The sequence below is a fragment of the Kribbella sp. NPDC059898 genome (assembly GCF_042730855.1).
Taxonomy (GTDB): Bacteria; Actinomycetota; Actinomycetes; order Propionibacteriales; family Kribbellaceae; genus Kribbella.
In genome coordinates this window covers 263,819-280,690 of sequence record NZ_JBHWKR010000007.1, presented here as the reverse complement: position 1 = coordinate 280,690, position 16,872 = coordinate 263,819, and the positions used below count along the sequence as shown (strand labels likewise).

The 16,872-nt window shown below is 70.0% G+C and carries 16 protein-coding genes; 9 read left to right on the top strand and 7 right to left on the bottom strand.

Annotated features, from left to right (window positions below; genetic code table 11):
* Positions 1 to 17: 17 nt before the first annotated feature.
* A complete protein-coding gene (locus ACFV9C_RS23580; RefSeq protein ID WP_380196707.1) occupies positions 18 to 899 on the top strand; it encodes a MurR/RpiR family transcriptional regulator in 882 nt (293 codons plus the stop codon).
* Between the two features lie 45 nt (positions 900 to 944).
* Positions 945 to 2,336, top strand: coding sequence for a hypothetical protein (locus tag ACFV9C_RS23575; protein WP_380196705.1), 1,392 nt, complete (start codon positions 945 to 947; stop codon positions 2,334 to 2,336).
* A 104-nt stretch (positions 2,337 to 2,440) separates the two neighbouring features.
* Here ACFV9C_RS23575 and ACFV9C_RS23570 read toward each other — a convergent pair whose 3' ends face one another.
* Positions 2,441 to 3,703, bottom strand: coding sequence for a citrate synthase (locus ACFV9C_RS23570; RefSeq protein WP_380196703.1), 1,263 nt, complete (start codon positions 3,701 to 3,703; stop codon positions 2,441 to 2,443).
* 73 nt (positions 3,704 to 3,776) lie between these two features.
* On the opposite strand from ACFV9C_RS23570, the gene ACFV9C_RS23565 reads away from it, so the two are divergent.
* Positions 3,777 to 4,919 (top strand): citrate/2-methylcitrate synthase, encoded by a 1,143-nt coding sequence (locus tag ACFV9C_RS23565; protein WP_380196701.1) that lies wholly within the window; start codon positions 3,777 to 3,779, stop codon positions 4,917 to 4,919.
* Positions 4,920 to 5,373: 454 nt separating this feature from the next.
* Here the strand turns inward: ACFV9C_RS23565 and ACFV9C_RS23560 are convergent, their stop codons facing one another.
* Entirely contained in the window at positions 5,374 to 6,807 is a 1,434-nt protein-coding gene (locus tag ACFV9C_RS23560) for a flavin-containing monooxygenase (RefSeq protein ID WP_380196699.1), read from the bottom strand.
* 103 nt (positions 6,808 to 6,910) lie between these two features.
* On the opposite strand from ACFV9C_RS23560, the gene ACFV9C_RS23555 reads away from it, so the two are divergent.
* From ACFV9C_RS23555 to ACFV9C_RS23545, 3 genes are all read left to right on the top strand, one after another.
* Positions 6,911 to 7,282, top strand: a complete 372-nt coding sequence (locus ACFV9C_RS23555; protein WP_380196697.1) for a YciI family protein — start codon at positions 6,911 to 6,913, stop codon at positions 7,280 to 7,282.
* A gap of 2 nt (positions 7,283 to 7,284) precedes the next feature.
* Positions 7,285 to 7,434: a hypothetical protein gene (locus ACFV9C_RS23550; protein WP_380196695.1), complete on the top strand. Its 150-nt coding sequence runs from the start codon at positions 7,285 to 7,287 to the stop codon at positions 7,432 to 7,434.
* Positions 7,435 to 7,554: 120 nt separating this feature from the next.
* Positions 7,555 to 8,766 (top strand): RNA polymerase sigma factor, encoded by a 1,212-nt coding sequence (locus tag ACFV9C_RS23545; protein WP_380196692.1) that lies wholly within the window; start codon positions 7,555 to 7,557, stop codon positions 8,764 to 8,766.
* Here the strand turns inward: ACFV9C_RS23545 and ACFV9C_RS23540 are convergent.
* Positions 8,763 to 9,179 (bottom strand): MerR family transcriptional regulator, encoded by a 417-nt coding sequence (locus tag ACFV9C_RS23540; RefSeq protein ID WP_380196690.1) that lies wholly within the window; start codon positions 9,177 to 9,179, stop codon positions 8,763 to 8,765. The two genes, ACFV9C_RS23545 and ACFV9C_RS23540, sit on opposite strands and share 4 nt — an antisense overlap.
* Positions 9,180 to 9,203: 24 nt before the next feature.
* Between ACFV9C_RS23540 and ACFV9C_RS23535 the strand changes: the two genes are divergently transcribed.
* A complete protein-coding gene (locus ACFV9C_RS23535; RefSeq protein ID WP_380196687.1) occupies positions 9,204 to 10,607 on the top strand; it encodes an MFS transporter in 1,404 nt (467 codons plus the stop codon).
* Here ACFV9C_RS23535 and ACFV9C_RS23530 read toward each other — a convergent pair.
* Together ACFV9C_RS23530 and ACFV9C_RS23525 are read right to left on the bottom strand one after the other, a co-directional pair.
* On the bottom strand, positions 10,588 to 11,547 hold the full coding sequence (locus ACFV9C_RS23530; protein WP_380196685.1) for an RNA polymerase subunit sigma-70: 960 nt from the start codon (positions 11,545 to 11,547) through the stop codon (positions 10,588 to 10,590). The genes ACFV9C_RS23535 and ACFV9C_RS23530 overlap by 20 nt on opposite strands.
* A complete protein-coding gene (locus ACFV9C_RS23525) occupies positions 11,544 to 12,428 on the bottom strand; it encodes an alpha/beta hydrolase (protein ID WP_380196683.1) in 885 nt (294 codons plus the stop codon). Before ACFV9C_RS23525 ends, ACFV9C_RS23530 begins: the two co-directional genes overlap by 4 nt.
* Positions 12,429 to 12,485: 57 nt before the next feature.
* Between ACFV9C_RS23525 and ACFV9C_RS23520 the strand changes: the two genes are divergently transcribed.
* A complete protein-coding gene (locus tag ACFV9C_RS23520) occupies positions 12,486 to 12,869 on the top strand; it encodes a DUF4870 domain-containing protein (RefSeq protein WP_380196682.1) in 384 nt (127 codons plus the stop codon).
* Between the two features lie 9 nt (positions 12,870 to 12,878).
* Complete coding sequence (locus tag ACFV9C_RS23515; RefSeq protein ID WP_380196680.1) at positions 12,879 to 13,787, top strand: phosphotransferase; 909 nt, start codon at positions 12,879 to 12,881, stop codon at positions 13,785 to 13,787.
* Here the strand turns inward: ACFV9C_RS23515 and ACFV9C_RS23510 are convergent.
* Both ACFV9C_RS23510 and glgB read right to left on the bottom strand, forming a co-directional pair.
* On the bottom strand, positions 13,777 to 14,667 hold the full coding sequence (locus ACFV9C_RS23510; protein ID WP_380196678.1) for a GNAT family N-acetyltransferase: 891 nt from the start codon (positions 14,665 to 14,667) through the stop codon (positions 13,777 to 13,779). The two genes, ACFV9C_RS23515 and ACFV9C_RS23510, sit on opposite strands and share 11 nt — an antisense overlap.
* Before the next feature lie 9 nt (positions 14,668 to 14,676).
* Complete coding sequence (gene glgB / locus ACFV9C_RS23505; RefSeq protein WP_380196676.1) at positions 14,677 to 16,872, bottom strand: 1,4-alpha-glucan branching protein GlgB; 2,196 nt, start codon at positions 16,870 to 16,872, stop codon at positions 14,677 to 14,679.

Here is a 16,872-nt window from a genome sequence, read left to right as displayed (position 1 = left end):
CTCTGAGAATTCTTTACATGAGCGCTGTCGAGTCACCGCCGCCGAGTCTGGAGGCGCGGATCCACGGCCTGCTGCCGGTGCTCAGCCCGGCGCAGGCGCGGATCGCCGCCGAGGTACTGCGCGATCCGGCGGCGGTGGCGTCGTCGACGATCGGCCAGCTGGCGGAGCGCTGCGGTACGTCGCTGCCGAGCGTCACGCGGTTCTGCCTGGCGCTCGGCCTGTCCGGGTACGCCGAGCTGCGGCTGACGCTCGCGGCCGAGAGCGGTCGGACCAGTCCCAGCTGGGAGCGCGGTACCGGATCCGAGGTAGGGCCGGACGACTCGCTGGACGACGTACTGCGGACGTTGCTGCGGACGGATACGCGGGCGCTCGAGGACACCGTGGCGGGGCTCGACGTCGGAGCGCTCGGGCGGGCTGCGGCGGCGATCTCCGACGCGCGACGGATCGACCTGTACGCGGTCGCCGGGTCGGCGGCGGTTGCCGAGGATCTGCGGTTGCGGCTGCACCGGATCGGGCGGGCCGCCAGTACGTGGAGTGACGTGCACACCGCGTTGGCGAGCTCCGCGTTGCTCGGTGCGGGGGATGTCGCGGTCGGGATCTCGCACAGCGGGGAGACGCTGGAGGTCCTGGAGCCGCTGACCAGGTCCGGCCGGCAGGGCGCGACGACCGTTGCCGTCACCAACTACCCGCGCTCGCCGCTCGCCGAGGTCGCCGACATCGTCCTGGTCACCTCCGCCCGCGACGTAACCCTTCGCACCGGAGGACTGTCCGGCCGCCATGCCCAGATGCTCGTCCTCGATGCCCTCTACCTAGGCGTCGCCCAACGCGACTACGCGCTGGCCGAACAAGCCTTCGACGCCACCGCCGACGCCGTCGCCGCCCACCGCCGGCACCCCTGATCTGCTCGACCGTTCTTTCGTTCGACCGCCTTCCGGAGGAGAGCCATGGACAGCCCGCACCAGATCCTCGGTCCCAGCCGCCGCAGCCTGCTACTCGGCGCCGGCGCGACCGCCCTCACCGCAGCAGCCGCCACCGCATCCACCAGCACCGCGTCCGCCGCCGGCACGGCCTCGGGCGGTGTGGGGGTGGCTGCCGAGGTCGCCGTACCGGCGCCGGACACGCTGCCGCTGACCGGTGGGCCGGAGTTCCCGATCGGGTTGTTCTGGCCGCCGCATCCGTACGCGAGTACGGCGCCGCGGTTCGCCGAGATCAAGAACGCCGGGTTCGACTTCCTGATCTCCGGCAACTACGCCGGCGACGGCAACATCTTCCAGTACCAGCTCGGCCTCGCCCGCGACGCCGGCCTGAAGATGCTGATCTCGGACGACATCCAGATCCGGAACATGTCCCGCTGGTTCTCGATCTCCGACAACCCCGCGGACTTCCTCAGCGTGACTCCCGCGGAGGCACAGGCGTTGTACCTCCGCGCCCGGAACGCGTACGGCCCGTACTCGTCCCTCGCCGGCTTCAACTTCTACGACGAGCCGGGCGCCGGGTGGTTCGCGACCCTGGCGAAGGCGCTGGCGATCTCCCGGGAGCTCGCGCCGCAACTGCTGCCGTACGTCAACCTGCTCCCGTCCGACGACCCGGCGTACTACCGGAACTTCGTCGACGTCGTGCAGCCGTCGCTGATCTCGTTCGACCGGTACCCGTTGCTGTCCGAGGGCCGCGAGGACGCGAACTACTTCCACAACTGGGCGATCGTCCGGGACGCGGCGCTGCACGGCGACATCCCCGCCTGGGTGTTCATCCAGACGCTTGCCTACAACAACCATCGCGAACCGACCGCGGCGGAGCTGCTCTGGCAGGTCAACATCAGCCTCGCGTACGGCGCGAAGGGCATCCAGTACTTCACCTACTGGACCCCGGAGGCCGCCCGTGGGGAAGGCTTCGGCCCGGCGCTGATCACTGTCGACGGCCAGCGGACGTCGCGGTACTACGCGGCGCAGCAGATCAACACCGCCTGGCTGCACCCGGTCGGCCGGGAGCTGAAGCCGCTGATCTCCGAGACCGTCGAACACGCCAACGAAACACCGCTGCCGAACGGCGCGGTCGCCTTCGCCCCGACGACCCTGGTGTCAGGCGTCACCGGCGACGCCGTGGTCGTCGGCACCTTCCGGTCCCGCGACGCGGCCACGACTGACCGGTGGCTACTGATCGCCAACCGCTCGCACAGTGCCCGCGCCAAGGCAGTCGTCGCGCTGAACCAGCAGACAGTCGGCTCAGTCAGCCTGTTCCAGCCGGCCCGACAGAAGTACGTCCCGCAGCGCGTCGGCCCAGTGCAGCTCTCTCTCGCACCTGGCGCCGCGACATTGGTAAAACTCACCGCGAAGTAGGGCCTCCGGCAGGTCGACAGGACGTATGCGTCCACTGCCCGCGCGAGTCTGGTGCCGCAGGCGTGGGACCACCACGGGTGGGCGTGTACGTCCTGTCGGGCTGCTCAGGTGGTTTGGCCGGTGTAGATGCCCATGGCGCGGAAGCGGAGGGCGGGGGCGGCGTACTCCTCGAGGGCGTGGGCGGTCCAGCCGATCATCCGGGCGATCGCGAACAGTGCGTCGCCGGCGTCGGGGCGGAAGTGGTACGCGTGCATGATCGCGGCGATCGCGAGGTCGCTGTTCGGGAACGCGGGGGTGTGCTCGGCGATCGCGCGGACGGTGCCGACGATCGGGTGGTCGCCGAGGAGGTCCAGCAGTACTTCGGCGCGCGGGTCGTGGTGCTGGTAGATCCGGTGGCCGAAACCGGGGATCGGTTTGCCGGAGCGCAACTGGTCCGACAACGCCTTCAGCGGATCGGCTTTCGCACGGTCCAGGAACTCGTACGCGAGGGTCGGCGCGGCGCCGTGGTACTGCCCGTCGAGCGCGCCGAGTCCCGCGGAGATCACGGCGTACAGGTTCGCGCGCGCACTGGCGGCGACGCGAGCCGCGACGGTGGAGACCGCGAGACCGTGATCGGCGAGCAGGATCAGCGCGGCGTCGAGCAGCTCCGGCCGCGGTTCGTCCTCCGACAGCTTCGGCCAGAGCCGCGCGCCCAGCGTCTTCGCGCCGTACGCCGTCTTCCCCGGGAGCGCCGTCACCACCGTCCCGATCAACCGCCCCGCCGCAGCCGTCACCGCCCCCGGCGCCAGGTCGAACCGCAACGGATCAGCAGCCCCCAACACCGCCACCGCCACCCGCACCCCATCCGTCAACCGAGCCCCCTCCGGCACCACCCCCATCCCCGCCCGAGCCAACTCCACCCCCTTCCTCTCAACCTCAAACACCCCACCACCACCCACCAAACCCCCATCACCCAAGCCTGCTGTGGTCCCGCTGGATGTGTGGGTGGTGGCTGGGGTGGGGGTTTTGGTTGGTGCGGGGGTTGTTGGGGTTGGGGGTGGTTGGTTGGTCCAGAGGAGGGTGGCTACTTCGTCGACTGTGGCGGTGGTGGCGAGGGTGCGGGCGGAGTGGCCTCGGTAGTAGAGCTCGTCGTTCTCGAGCAGGGTGAGTTGGGACTCGATGCGTTCCACCACGCCGGAGTGCTCGATCGAGCGGGCGGCCAGGCGTTCTACTTCCTCGGTGGCGAACAGGCTGCCGCGGCGGCCGCGGGCTCGGGTGCTGGTGAGGAGACCGCGGCTGACGTACGCGTAGATCGTCGCGGGTTTGACCTGGAGGCGACGCGCGACCTCGGCGGTGGTCAGGTAATTCTCGTCACCTTCGGCCGGCATTCGCGCTCCTCGCAGCATTCATGTTGACTCGATCAATATTGACAATAGTTGATTGCCTGTCAACTCTGAAGATATGTCAACAACGATCACTGTTCCGCCCGGTCTGCGCAACGTCGTCGTCACCGAGACGACCCTCGGCGACGTCCGTGGTGACGAGGGGTTCTACCACTACCGGCAGTACTCGGCGATCGATCTCGCCAAATCCAAGACGCTCGAAGACGTCTGGTACCTGATGTTCGAGGGCCGCCTCCCGACCGACGCCGAGCGTGCCCGCTTCGTCGCGGAACTCGCCCCGCTGCGCGTCCTCCCCGACGAGGTCAGCGCCGTACTCCCCGCGATCGCCGCCGCCGGACCCGCGTTCAATCCGCTCGCCGGTCTTCGTACGGCGTTGTCGCTGCTCGCCGCGGTCCGCGCGCTGCCGCCGCTCTGGGACGTCGACCCGGCCCGCCGCAAGGCCGACGCGATGCTCGTCTGCGCGGTGACACCGACGATCCTCGCCGCGCTCTACCGCCTCCGCGAAGGACAGCAGCCGCTGGAGCCGCGCGCCGACCTGACCGCCGCGGAGAACTGGCTGTACCTGGTCACCGGCGAGGAGCCGACCGCCGTCCACGCGACCGCGATCGAGCACTACCTGGTGTCGACCGTCGACCACGGCTTCAACGCGTCCACGTTCACCGCCCGCGTCATCGCCTCCACCGGCGCGGACGTCGTCTCCGCGGTCGCCGGGGCGATCGGCGCGTTCTCCGGACCGCTGCACGGCGGCGCCCCGGACCGCGCGCTGGCGAGCCTCGACGAGATCGGTACGCCGGACCGCATCGACGCCTGGGTCCGCGCGAAGGTGTCGGCCGGGGACCGGATCATGGGGTTCGGGCACGCGGTGTACCGCACCGAGGACCCGCGCTCGCTGATGCTGCGCGACCTCGCCCGCGGGATCGGCGGCGACCTGGTCGACTTCGCGACCACCGTCGAACAACGCATCGTCGACGTCCTCGCCGAACTCAAGCCGGGCCGCAACCTCTATGCAAACGTCGAGTTCTACGCCGGCGTCGTGATGGAACTGTGCGGCATCCCGCGCGCGATGTTCACCCCGACGTTCGCCGTCAGCCGCATCATCGGTTGGTCCGCCAACATCCTCGAACAGTCCACCGACCCCAAGATCATCCGCCCCGCCGCCGCCTACGTTGGCGCCCAGCCCCCAGCTCCGATCCCTGGCTGAAGTCGCTCCCAGCCCCCAGCTCCGGTCCGTAGCTGACGTCGCAGCCTCGCCCCCTGTCCTTTCCGCTTCAAGTCTGTCGGGTCTCGCCCACCCCCGGCTCGAGTCATCCGGCTCTTCACAGTCGGAGCCGTCGGGAGGCTGTTCGCCGAGTCGTGGCGAATGGCTCGGCATCTGTTCGTCGAGTCGTGGATTGTGGCTGGTTTTCGGCGCCTTTTCTCACGACTCGGCGCTAGGGGTGCCGACCATTTGCCACGACTCGGCGTCGGCGACAGGTCGGTGGCCCGGGGAGGGGCGAGGCGGGGCCAGGGTCGGCGGGTGGCGGGGTGTTTGTTCGCTGGCGTGCTGTAGTGGGTCATTCGTCGTACGACCCGCCAGTGGGCGGCGACCGCGGTGCGCCGGACGGGTTGGGCCCGGCTACACCCGCACCCTGTGAAGAGCCAGTTGTCCACAGCTCCTAGCTGAAGCGCATGACGCCGTCTTCCAGTGGGCCGAGGCGGAGGCGGAGGAGGTCGCGGGGGTAGTTCTGGTGGAGGATCCAGGGGCCCCAGGTGCCTTGGCGGGGGAGGAGGTTGGCGGCTCGGCGGATGTAGCCGGAGGAGAGGTCTACGACGGGGCGGGCGGGTTGGTCGAACCAGGTTGGGGGGACGTCGGCTCGGCAGCGGGTGGTGTGGGTGGTGGTGAGGTGGTTGAGGAGGCGGCAGACGTACTGCGAGGTGAGGTCGGAGCGTAGGGTCCACGAGTTGTTGGTGTAGCCGATGCACCAGGCGAGGTTCGGGACGCCGCTGAGCATCATGCCTTTGTAGACGAACGTGTCGTGCGGTTCCACCCGCCAGCCGTCGACGGTGAGCTTGATGTTGCCTAGTGCAACCATGCGGAGGCCGGTCGCGGTGACCACCAGGTCGGCCTCCAGGTCGGCGCCGGACCGCAGCCGCAGCCCGCTCGGCGTGAACCGCTCGATCTCGTCGGTCACGACCGACGCCGACCCGTCCCGCAGTGCCTTGAAGAGATCCGCGTCCGGGACCAGACAGAGCCGCTGGTCCCAGGGTTTGTACCGCGGCGTGAAGTGCGGATCGACCGGGATCGACGGCGGCAACTGCTTCGCCACGCCGCTGTTCAGCAGCCACGCCGCATGCGCCGGCCACCGCCGGAAAGCGCTGTAGAACAAGGTGCTCAGCGCAACGTTCTTGCCGCGGATCACCCGGTGCGCGAGGTTCTCCGGCAGTACGGCGCGGAGCCGGTCGGACAGCCCGTCGACCGCGGGACGGGACGCCACGTAGCTCGGCGATCGCTGCAGCATCGTGACGTGTTTCGCCGTACCGGCCATCGCCGGCACCAGCGTGACCGCGGTCGCGCCGCTGCCGATCACGACCACCCGCTGACCCGTGTAGTCCAGGTCCGCGGGCCAGTGCTGCGGATGCACCACCTGTCCCCGGAACGAGTCCTGACCCTCGAAGTCGACCACATGCCCCGCGTCGTAGTCGTAGTACCCGCTGCACACGTAGAGGAACGAGCAGGTGTACATCGTGTCGGCGGTGTGCACGGTCCACCGGGCGTCCGCCGACGACCACGTCGCGCTGACGACGCGGGCGCCGTACCGGATGTGCTTGTCGATCCCGTACGCCGCCGCCGTCTCGTGCAGGTACGACAGGATCGACGGCCCGTCGGCGATCGCCTTCGCCGCCTTCCACGGGCGGAACGGGAAGCCGAGCGTGAACATGTCCGAGTCCGACCGCACCCCCGGGTACCGGAACAGGTCCCAGGTGCCGCCGAGCGCCTCGCGCGCCTCGAGGACGGCGTACGTGCGGTCCGGGCAGCGGGTCCGGATCCGGTACGCCGCTCCGATCCCGGACAGTCCCGCGCCGACGATCAGAACGTCGAAGTGCTCCATGTACGCCACGGTAATAAATATTCTCCCGCGGCGTTGTCGATTCCGTGTCGGGCCGATCGTCAGCAAGATGTCCAAGAGGAAGCACTAGACGAGGGAGCCTGAGATGGCGCAGTACATGTTCCTGCTGTTCGACAGCGAGGACTGGTACGACAACCTGAGCCGCGCGGAGTGGGACCAGGCGATGAAGTTGCACGGCGAGTTCGCGGCGGCCGTCGAGAAGGCCGGGGCGCGGGTGCTCGGCGGGGAGGCGCTGGAGCGGTCCAGCACCGCGAGCACGGTGAAGCAGCGCGAGGGCGCGGAGCCGCTGGTCACCGACGGGCCGTTCATCGAGACGAAGGAGGCGCTCGGCGGGTTCTACGTGATCGAGGCGCGGGACCTCGACCAGGCGCTCGAGCTGGCGAAGCTCTGCCCGTCGGGCAACGTCGAGGTACGTCCGGTGATGAGCACCACCGCCCAGGACGCACCGTCCGCCTGACCGTGCGGGCAGCAGAAGGTACGGCGGAACCGGCCGGGCCGGCGGTGAGTACGCCGAGCCCGGCCGGTCCGGCGGTGGACCGGGGGGCCGGCGGTGGGCAGGCCGGGTCCGGCCGGTCCGGCCGCGGGGTGCGCGGGGACGGTCCGGGCTGACGGTGGTAGGCCGGGTCCGGCGGGGCTGGCGGTGGGTAGGCCGGGGCGGGCCGGGCAGGCGGTGGGTACGCCGGGGGCCAGTCTCGGAGGCGTGTCTGGGGGCGGTGGCGGAGGAACGGGATGACTGAGGCGGTCGAGGTTACGCGGGTGGTGGACCGGGCGCATCGGGAGTGCTGGTCGACCGTGCTGGCGTCCGTGGTGCGGTTGACGCGTGACCTCGACCTGGCCGAGGACTGTACGCAGGACGCGTTCGTGCAGGCGTTGCGGACCTGGCCGGACGGGATCCCGGGGAACCCGGGCGGCTGGCTGAGTACGGTCGCGCGCCGGCTCGCGCTGGATCGGCTGCGGCGCGAGACGAACCTGCGGCGGAAGCTCCCGCTGCTGGTGGAGGAGCCGGGCGAGGACGAGCAGCCGACGGATCCGTTGCGGCTGGTGTTCACGTGCTGCCACCCGGCGCTGGCGCGAGACTCGCAGGTGGCGTTGACGTTGCGGCTGATCTGCGGGCTGACGACGCGCGAGGTCGCGGCGGTGCTGCTGATCGGCGAGGCGACGGCGGCCGCGCGGATCACGCGGGCGAAGAAGAAGATCGCCGCGGCGGGCATCCCGTACCGGATCCCCGCGGACCGGGAGTTGCCGGCGCGGCTGGACGTCGTACTGACCGTCGTACACCTGGTGTACACGGCCGGGCACGTGGCGGCGGGGCCGGAGCTGACGCGGACCGATCTGACCGGGCGGGCGGTCGAGCTGGCGCGGATGCTGGTGCGGTTGATGCCGGACGAGCCGGAGCCGCAGGCGTTGCTCGGGTTGCTGTTGATGACCGAGGCGCGCGGGGACGCACGGGTGAGTGCGGACGGCGAGCTGGTGCTGCTGGCGGACCAGGACCGGTCGCGGTGGGACGCACAGTTGCTGGGCGAGGGGGTGTCGCGGGCGACGGCGGCGTTGCGGCGCGGGACCGGCCGGTTCGCGTTGCAGGCGGCGGTGGCGGGGCTGCACATGACGGCGCCGAGCTGGGAGGAGACGGACTGGCGGCAGGTGGTGCGGATGTACGACGCGATGCTGGTGAGCTGGCCGACGCCGATCGTCGCGCTCAACCGGGCGGCGGCGCACAGCCTGGTCCCCGGGGCGGACCTCACCGCGGTGCTGACCGAGCTGGACACGCTGGCCACCGAGTCGGCGCTGGCGACGTACGCCTATCTACCCGCGACCCGCGCGGACGTCCTGACGCGGCTGGGCCGGACCGCGGAGGCCGCTGAGGCGTATCAACAGGCGATCCAGCTGACAGCCAACGAAACCGAACGCAGATTCCTCACCAAGAGGCTCAACGCGCTTTAGGCGCGTGGGGCCCAGAGTTGGTCGGCGTCGCCGGCTTGTAGGCGGCCCCGGTAGACGTCGATCTTGTGGTCGATGAGTTCGAGGCTCTCCTGGAGTTCCGCGAGTTGGGTGAGGATCTCGGCGCGGTGGGTTTCCAGGAGTTCCAGGCGGTCCTTCTCGTTGCCGCGGCCCGCGGTGACCAGTTCGGCGTACCTGCGGATCGTCCGGATCGGCATCCCGGTGGCGCGGAACTTGGTGCAGATCTTGATCCAGTCCAGGTCGAGCTGCCGGTAGCGCCGGCGGCCGCCCGCGGTACGGTCGACCGTGGTCACGACCAGGCCGGCGCGTTCGTAGTACCGCAGCGTGTGGGCGCTGACGCCGGTTCGTTCGGCGGCTTCGGCGATGCTGATCCCGCGTTCATTGACTTCGAGCACGCTCTAAATCCTAACGTCGTCGGTATGACTGTTCCAACGCTCGAGACCGTCACCCACCGGTACGCCGTACTCGCGATCTGCTGTGCCAGTCTGCTGATCTCGGTGATGGACATCTCGATCGTCAACATGGCGCTGCCCGCGATCCGGGACGACCTGCACGCGTCGACGGCCGGGCTGCAGTGGACCGTCGACGCCTACACGCTCGTACTGGCGAGCTTCCTGATGCTGGCCGGGTCGACGGCGGACCGGTACGGCCGGAAGCGGATGTTCCGGCTCGGGCTGACCGTGTTCGGGCTCGGCTCGTTGCTGTGCAGCCTCGCACCGGGCATCGGCACACTGATCGCGGCCCGCGCCGTCCAGGCCGTCGGCGGGACGATGCTGAACCCGGTCGCGATGGCGATCGTGGTCACGGTGTTCCCGGACCGCGCCGAACGGGCCCGCGCGATCGGCATCTTCGGCGCCACCGCGGGTCTCTCGCTGGTCCTCGGCCCGATCCTCGGCGGCGCCCTCGTCGACGGCCTCGGCTGGCGGTCGATCTTCTGGGTGAACCTGCCGATCGTCGTGGTCGCCGTACTCCTCGCCGGCCGCTACGTCCCGGAGTCGCGCGCCGCGCACGGCCGGCGGTTCGACCCGGTCGGCCAGTTCCTCGTCGTCCTGGTGCTCGGCGGGGTGGTGACCGCGATCATCGAGTCCGAGAAGCGCGGCTGGACCGCGCCGCCGATCCTGGTGCTGCTGCTCGTCGCGGCCGTCGCCGCCGTCGCACTGATCCGGTACGAGCGCCGTCGCGAGGAGCCGATGCTCGAACTCCGGCTGTTCCGCAGCATCCCGTTCAGCTCGGCGGTCGTCATCGCACTGGTCGCGTACAGCGGATTCGGCGTGTTCCTCTTCGTCACCACGCTCTACCTGCAGAGCGTCCGGCACCTCTCCGCGCTCGACGCGGGCCTCAGCCTGCTCCCGGTCGGCCTGCTGATCTGCGTACTGTCACCACTCACGGGCCGCGTGGTCGGTGCCCGTGGCCCGCGCCTGCCACTCGTCGTCGCCGGTACGGCGCTCGCGCTCGGAGCGGCCGCCTCGCTCACGATCGGGCTGACCACGCCGATCCCGTTCGTACTGGCGATCTTCCTGCTGTTCGGCGTGTTCCTCGGCACGATCAACCCGCCGATCGCGAACTCGGCGGTGTCCGGCATGCCCGTATCGATGACCGGTCTGGCGGGATCGCTCGCGTCGGTCGGCCGCCAGACCGGTGTGTCGCTCGGCGTCGCGGTGGCCGGCTCGATCGTCGGCGCGACCGCGACCACCGACCCGCACCGGTTCGTCCGGGCGGCCCACGTCGTCTGGTGGCCGATGATCGCGGTCGGTCTCGTCGTCGTGGCGCTGGCCCTGATCAGCACCAGTCGCCGCGCTCGCCTTACGGTGCAGGAGCTGTAGCCGGTAATCCGAAGTACATCACCAAGGAGGGTGTGCTGAAGACGTCGATGTGGGTGAGGCCGCCCGGGGCAGGGGTGAGTACGGCGACGCCGTACGGCTCGCCCTTGTAGTACGAGCCGACCGCGGGCTGGCCGTTCGCGATCACCGGGATCATCCGCCAGTCACCCGGCTCGCCGGCCGCGTCGACCATCACCTTCAGGCAGCTGACCATGCCGCTGAACCAGGTCGTCGTACCGACCATCTCGAGTGCGGCGTCCGCGCGCAGGGCCCGTTCCAGAGCGGCGGTGTCGGCGTTCTCGAAGCCGGCGATGTAGTCGTCGAGCAGGGCCTTCGCCGCCGGATCGGTGGGTTCGTACACCTCGCCCTGCGTCGGCGACGTCTCGTCGATGCGCGCCCGCGCGCGTTGCAGCGTGCTCTTCACCGCGGCGACCGAGGTGTCGAGCATCGTCGCGACCTCGGCGGCCGGGAACGCGAGCACCTCGCGGAGGATCAGTACCGCGCGCTGCTTCGGCGGCAGGTACTGCAGCGCGGCGATCAGCGCCAGCCGCAGGCTCTCCCGGAGCGTGACGATCGTGGCCGGATCGCCCGCCACCAGCGACTCCGGGATCGGCTCGATCCAGCCGATCCCGTCCGGCACCGGCGGCGGCGTACCGTCGAAGTCGGTGCTCGGGGCAACGATACCGGACGGCAGCGCGCGGCGGCCGCGCTGCTCGAGCGCGGTCAGGCAGACGTTGGTCGCGATCCGGTACAGCCAAACCCGCACCGACGAGCGGCCCTCGAAGTCCGCCCACGCCCGCCAGGCCCGCAGGTACGTCTCCTGGACCGCGTCCTCGGCCTCGTGGGCCGACGCGAGCATCCGGTAGCAGTGCGCCAGCAGTTCCTTGCGGAACGGCTCGAGGTCGGCGAATTCTTCCATCAGCTCCCCCTGCAGAACGGTCACAGCCCCAGCACCTTCCGTCCCCACTGTCCCATCCGCGCGATCGCGTCGTCCGCCTCCGGCGCGCGACCCGCCGCCATCTGGAACGTGTGCTGCATCTGCGGGAACACGTCCAGCCGTACGTCGACCCCGGCCTGCTCCGCCGCCTCCGCCAGCACCCGCGCGTCGTCCAGCAGTACCTCGTCCCCGCCGGCCTGGACGTAGATCGGGCCGAGGCCGGTGAGGTCGCCGTACGTCGGGTTCACGAACGGGTCGCGTGCCGAGCCGTCCGGGCCGAGGAAGATCCGGGCGAGCCCGCGGACCAGGTCGCGATGGAAGAACGCGTCCTTGTCCCGGTTGCTGTCGTACGTCGATCCGCCGGCTTCGAAGTCGATCCATGGCGAGAACGGGAGCGCTCCGGCCGGGAGCGGGAGACCGGCCGCCCGCGCCCGGAGTTGGGTGGTGATGGACATCCCGCCGCCGGCCGAGTCGCCGGTGAAGACGATGTGCTCGGGGGCGATGCCCTGGTCGAGCAGCCAGCGGTACGTGTCGACCGCCTCGTCGACCTGGACCGGATGGATCCGTTCCGGTGCCAGCGAGTAGTCGATGACGAGCGCGCGGGCGCCGACGGCCTTGGCCAGGTGCGCGAACATCTTGCGATGTGAGTACCGCGAACCGCTGATGTAGCCGCCGCCGTGCAAGCACAGCAGCACCCGGTCGGTGGCCGCGCCGTGCGGGGCGATCCACAGTGCGGGACGGCCCGGTACGGCCAGGTAGTCGACGTCGTCGGGTTCTGCGGTCAGCTCGGCCCAGCGATGGTCGGCCTGGCTCCGTTCCAGTTGGTCCCTGGGCTCACGTGCGGACTCCCAGTGTCGCCGTACGGCTTCTGATTCCTTGCTTGCCATTGGTCGGTTCCTTTCCGTTGCCCGTATTGACCGGCGACTGCCCGGAAAGGAATCGGTGTGGTTCAGTTGAGTATGAGTACGCCGCTGTCGGCCTCGGAGGAGCGCACGTGGGCGATGATCGCGCATGTGGGGGTGTTCGTCGCGGCCTGGTTCGCGATGGGGTTCCTGTGCCCGCTGATCGTCTGGCTGGCGTTCCGGCACCGGTCGGAGTTCGTCCGGCGGCAGGCGGTGGAGTCGCTGAACTTCCAGATCTCGCTGCTGATCTACTCGGCGGTCGCGACCGTGCTGATCCTGATCACGTTCGGGCTCGGGGTGCTGGTCGTCGTACCGCTGGTGGTGATCGGGGCGGTCGCGGCGGTGGTGCTGATCATCCTGGCCACCGTCGAGGTGTCGAACGGGAAGGAGTATGTGTATCCGTTGACGATCCGGCTGGTCCACTAGGGTCGTGCGGTGGAATTGATCGGGCAGGGGATGGAGGGCGCCGTCTACGACCTCGGGGACGGGACGGTGCGGAAGGTGTGGTTCGGGCGGCGGCCGGAGGACGTGTTGCCGTTGAAGGCGTTTCTGGACGAGTTGCCGGAGTTGCCGTTCCGGACGCCGCGGATCCGCGAGGTGGGGGTGGGGGAGAACGGGTTCGCGGTCAGCGTCGAGGACAAGCTGACCGGGGTGCCGCTGCCGGAGGCCGGGCTGTCGGAGGCTGCTGCGCTGGACGCGTTCGTGTCCGTGGTGGAGGCGCTGCGGGCGGTGCGGCCGGGGCCGGCTGCTGAGGCGTTGCCGGTGGTGGGGGAGGCGTTTTGGGTCGGGTCGTTCGGTGCGAGTTTGGGGGCGTTGGTACGGCGGCGTGCTGAGGCTGCGAATGTGCATCTGGAGCGGGACGTCCGTGATTTCCCTGGACTGTTGGGGGAGGTGGTGGACGGACTGGCCCGACTTGAGGTGGGGCGGGACGGTGTGGCGGGGGACGGTGTGGCGGGGGACGGTGTGGGGCGGGACGGTGTGGGGCGGGACGACCTGGCTGGCGCCGGTGGGGTGGGGGAGTTGTGTGTGGTGCATGGGGATGTTTGTCCGCCGAATGTGTTGATGGTGGGGGAGCGGGTGGCGGCGGTGCTGGACTGGGGGTTCTTGTCGACGGCCGGCGACAGCACGTTCGAGGCGTCGCTGGCGGCGGGGTTCTTCGACATGTATTCGCCGGACGCGCGCCGGCTGGACGACCTGCTGACGGAGCGGTTCGCGGAGCTCGGGCACGACCGGGACCGGATGCGGCTCTACCGGCAGGCGTACGCGATCATCACCGCGACGATCTACGACGAAAACGCCGGCGACGGGCACTACAAGTGGTGCGTGGATCAGCTCACCCGGTGATCGGTGCGCCGTTGCTGAGGTTGTGGAGTTGGTCGGGGGAAGTGAGCAGCATCGGGAGGCGGCGGGCGTTCAGCGGGGACACCAGGCCGGCCAGCTCCTCCGGGGTGTGCCACGAGATGTCCTTGATCTCGAAGCCGTCCGGCCGCAGGCGGTCGATCAGCGACGGCTCGTGGACGCCGCCGTCGTACAGGATCTCGACCGCGTCGCCCCAGCCCTCCCAGCGCGGCAGCCAGTCGATGGCCAAGACGCCGAGGAGCGGCAACGCCGTACCGAGCTCCTCCTCCATCTCCCGCGACGCACCCGTCGCCGGGTCCTCGTCGGGCTCGACCACACCGCCGGGCAGCTCCAGGTCCTTCTTGTAGCTGACCTGACACAGCAGCACCCGGCCGGCCGTGTCCCGTACGACGACGTGCGCGATCACGCGCTTCTTCGGCAGCGTCGAATCCATCAACGCCGTCCAGCCGGTGACGGTGTCCGGCCGCGGATCGTCCACCCGCCGGCCGTAGATCGCGACGTCCCGGCGCTCACCGTCGACCAGCGCGGCCCCGCGCAGCACGCCCTCCCGCCGGAAACCGGACCGGATCGCGACCCGCGCGGACGCACGCAACTGTACGTCCACCTCGACCTGGAGCCGCTCGAACCCGAGCTCGCCGAACGCGTACTCCGCCACCAACGGCAGCGCCTGCTCCGCCACCCCGGGGCCGCCGTCGAGCGCCCAGACCACCAGCGCGACCCCCGGCGTGGTCGGCCGCAGCTCGACCGTGCCGAGGGCGTCGGGCGCACCGCTCGGCGCGCGGCGCGAGACGGCGAAGCTCGTCAGCTGCCCGTTCGGCGGCGAAGGGTCCAGCGTCAGGTCACCATCGGTCAGCGGAGCGGTCACACGTGAACGCTACCCGGTGAAGCGCAGGTACACCGTGGCCAGGGGTGGTACGGACAGCTCCGTGCTGGTGGACATTCCGTGCCACTGCGGCCCGTCGGCCTCGACCGAGCCGTAGTTGCCGAGACCGGAGCCGCCGTAGGAGTTCGCGTCGGTGTTCACGATCTCGTCCCAGGTCCCGGCGTACGGCAGGCCGAGGCGGTAACCGTGGTGCGGGATCGCGGAGAAGTTCGTGATGCACGCGATCGTCGGCTCGCCGTCGTTGCCGTACCGGACGAACGAGAACACGTTGTTGCCCGCGTCGTTCGCGTCGATCCAGCTGAACTTCTCCGCGTCGTGGTCCGTCGCCCAGAACGCCGGATTGTCCTTGTACGCGCGGTTCAGGTCGCGGACCAGGTCCTGCAGGCCCTTGTGGTCGCTGTGGTCCAGCAGCCACCAGTCCAGCTCGCCCTTCTCCGACCACTCCGACTCCTGGCCGAACTCGCAGCCCATGAACAGCAGCTGCTTGCCCGGGTGCGCCCACATCATCGCCAGGTACGCGCGCAGGTTCGCCAGCTGCTGCCAGCGGTCGCCCGGCATCTTGCGCAGCAGCGAGCCCTTGCCGTGCACGACCTCGTCGTGCGAGAGCGGGAGCACGAAGTTCTCCGAGTACGCGTACATCATCGAGAACGTCAGCTCGTGGTGGTGGTACTGGCGATGGACGGGCGCGTGCTCCAGGTAGCGGAGCGAGTCGTTCATCCAGCCCATGTTCCACTTGAAGCCGAACCCGAGCCCGCCGAGGTGCGTCGCGCGGGTGACGCCCGGCCAGGACGTCGACTCCTCGGCGACCGTGATCACGCCCGGCACCCGCTTGTACAGCGTCGCGTTCATCTCCTGGAGGAACGAAACGGCCTCCAGGTTCTCGCGGCCGCCGTACTGGTTCGGCACCCACTGGCCGTCGGAGCGCGAGTAGTCCAGGTACAGCATCGAGGCGACCGCGTCGACGCGCAGGCCGTCGATGTGGAACTCCTCGGCCCAGTAGAGCGCGTTCGCGACCAGGAAGTTCCGCACCTGCGGGCGGCCGAAGTCGAACACCAGCGTGCCCCAGTCGGGCTGCTCGCCGCGGCGCGGATCCGGGTGCTCGTACAGCGGCGTACCGTCGAACCGGGCCAGCGCCCAGGCGTCCTTCGGGAAGTGCGCCGGCACCCAGTCCACGAGTACGCCGATCCCGGCCTGGTGCAGCCGGTCGACCAGGAACCGGAAGTCGTCCGGGTCGCCGAACCGCGAGGTGGGCGCGAAGTACGACGTCACCTGGTAACCCCAGGAACCGCCGAACGGGTGCTCCATCACCGGCATGAACTCGACATGGGTGAAGCCCATCTCGTTGACGTAGGCAACGAGCTCGTCGGCCAGCTCGCGGTACGACTTGCCCTTCCGCCAGGAGCCGAGGTGGACCTCGTACACGCTCATCGGCTCGGCGTACGCCTGCGCCTCCGCGCGCCGCCGGATCCAGTCGGCGTCGTCCCACTGGTACGTCGACTCGTGCACGACCGACGCGTTCGCCGGGGGAGTCTCGGCCAGGTTCGCCATCGGGTCGGCCTTCTGCCGCCAGACGCCGTCCCGGCCGCAGATGTCGAACTTGTACCGGGTGCCCGGGCCGACGCCGGGGACGAACAGCTCCCACACGCCGGAGCCGCCGAGCGACCGCATCGGGTGCGCGCGGCCGTCCCAGAAGTTGAAGTCGGCGGTCAGCCGGATGCCCTGCGCGTTCGGGGCCCAGACCGCGAACGACGTACCGGTGACCTGGCCGGCCGGGCCGTCGTAGCGGCGGACGTGCGCGCCGAGCACCGTCCACAGCTGCTCGTGCCGGCCCTCGCCGATCAGGTGCAGATCCACCTCGCCGAGCGACGGCAGGTACCGGTACGGGTCGTCGATCTCGGTCGCGGGCCCGTCCGTGTACGTGACCTCGAGGCGGTAGTCCGGCACCTTGTCGATGTCCAGTACGCCGACCCACACGCCGTCGTACTCGTGCCGCAGATCCTGCCGCTGACCGTCGTACAGCACCGTCACGCTCTTCGCGTACGGCCGCAGCACCCGCACCGTTACCCCGTGCTCGCCGAGATGCGGCCCGAGCACCTGATGCGGATCGTGGAACGTCCCGGCCACCAGCCGCTCGAGCCCCACCCGATCGACCGGCACCGCGGTCACCACAGGGGGATCGACAGCCAC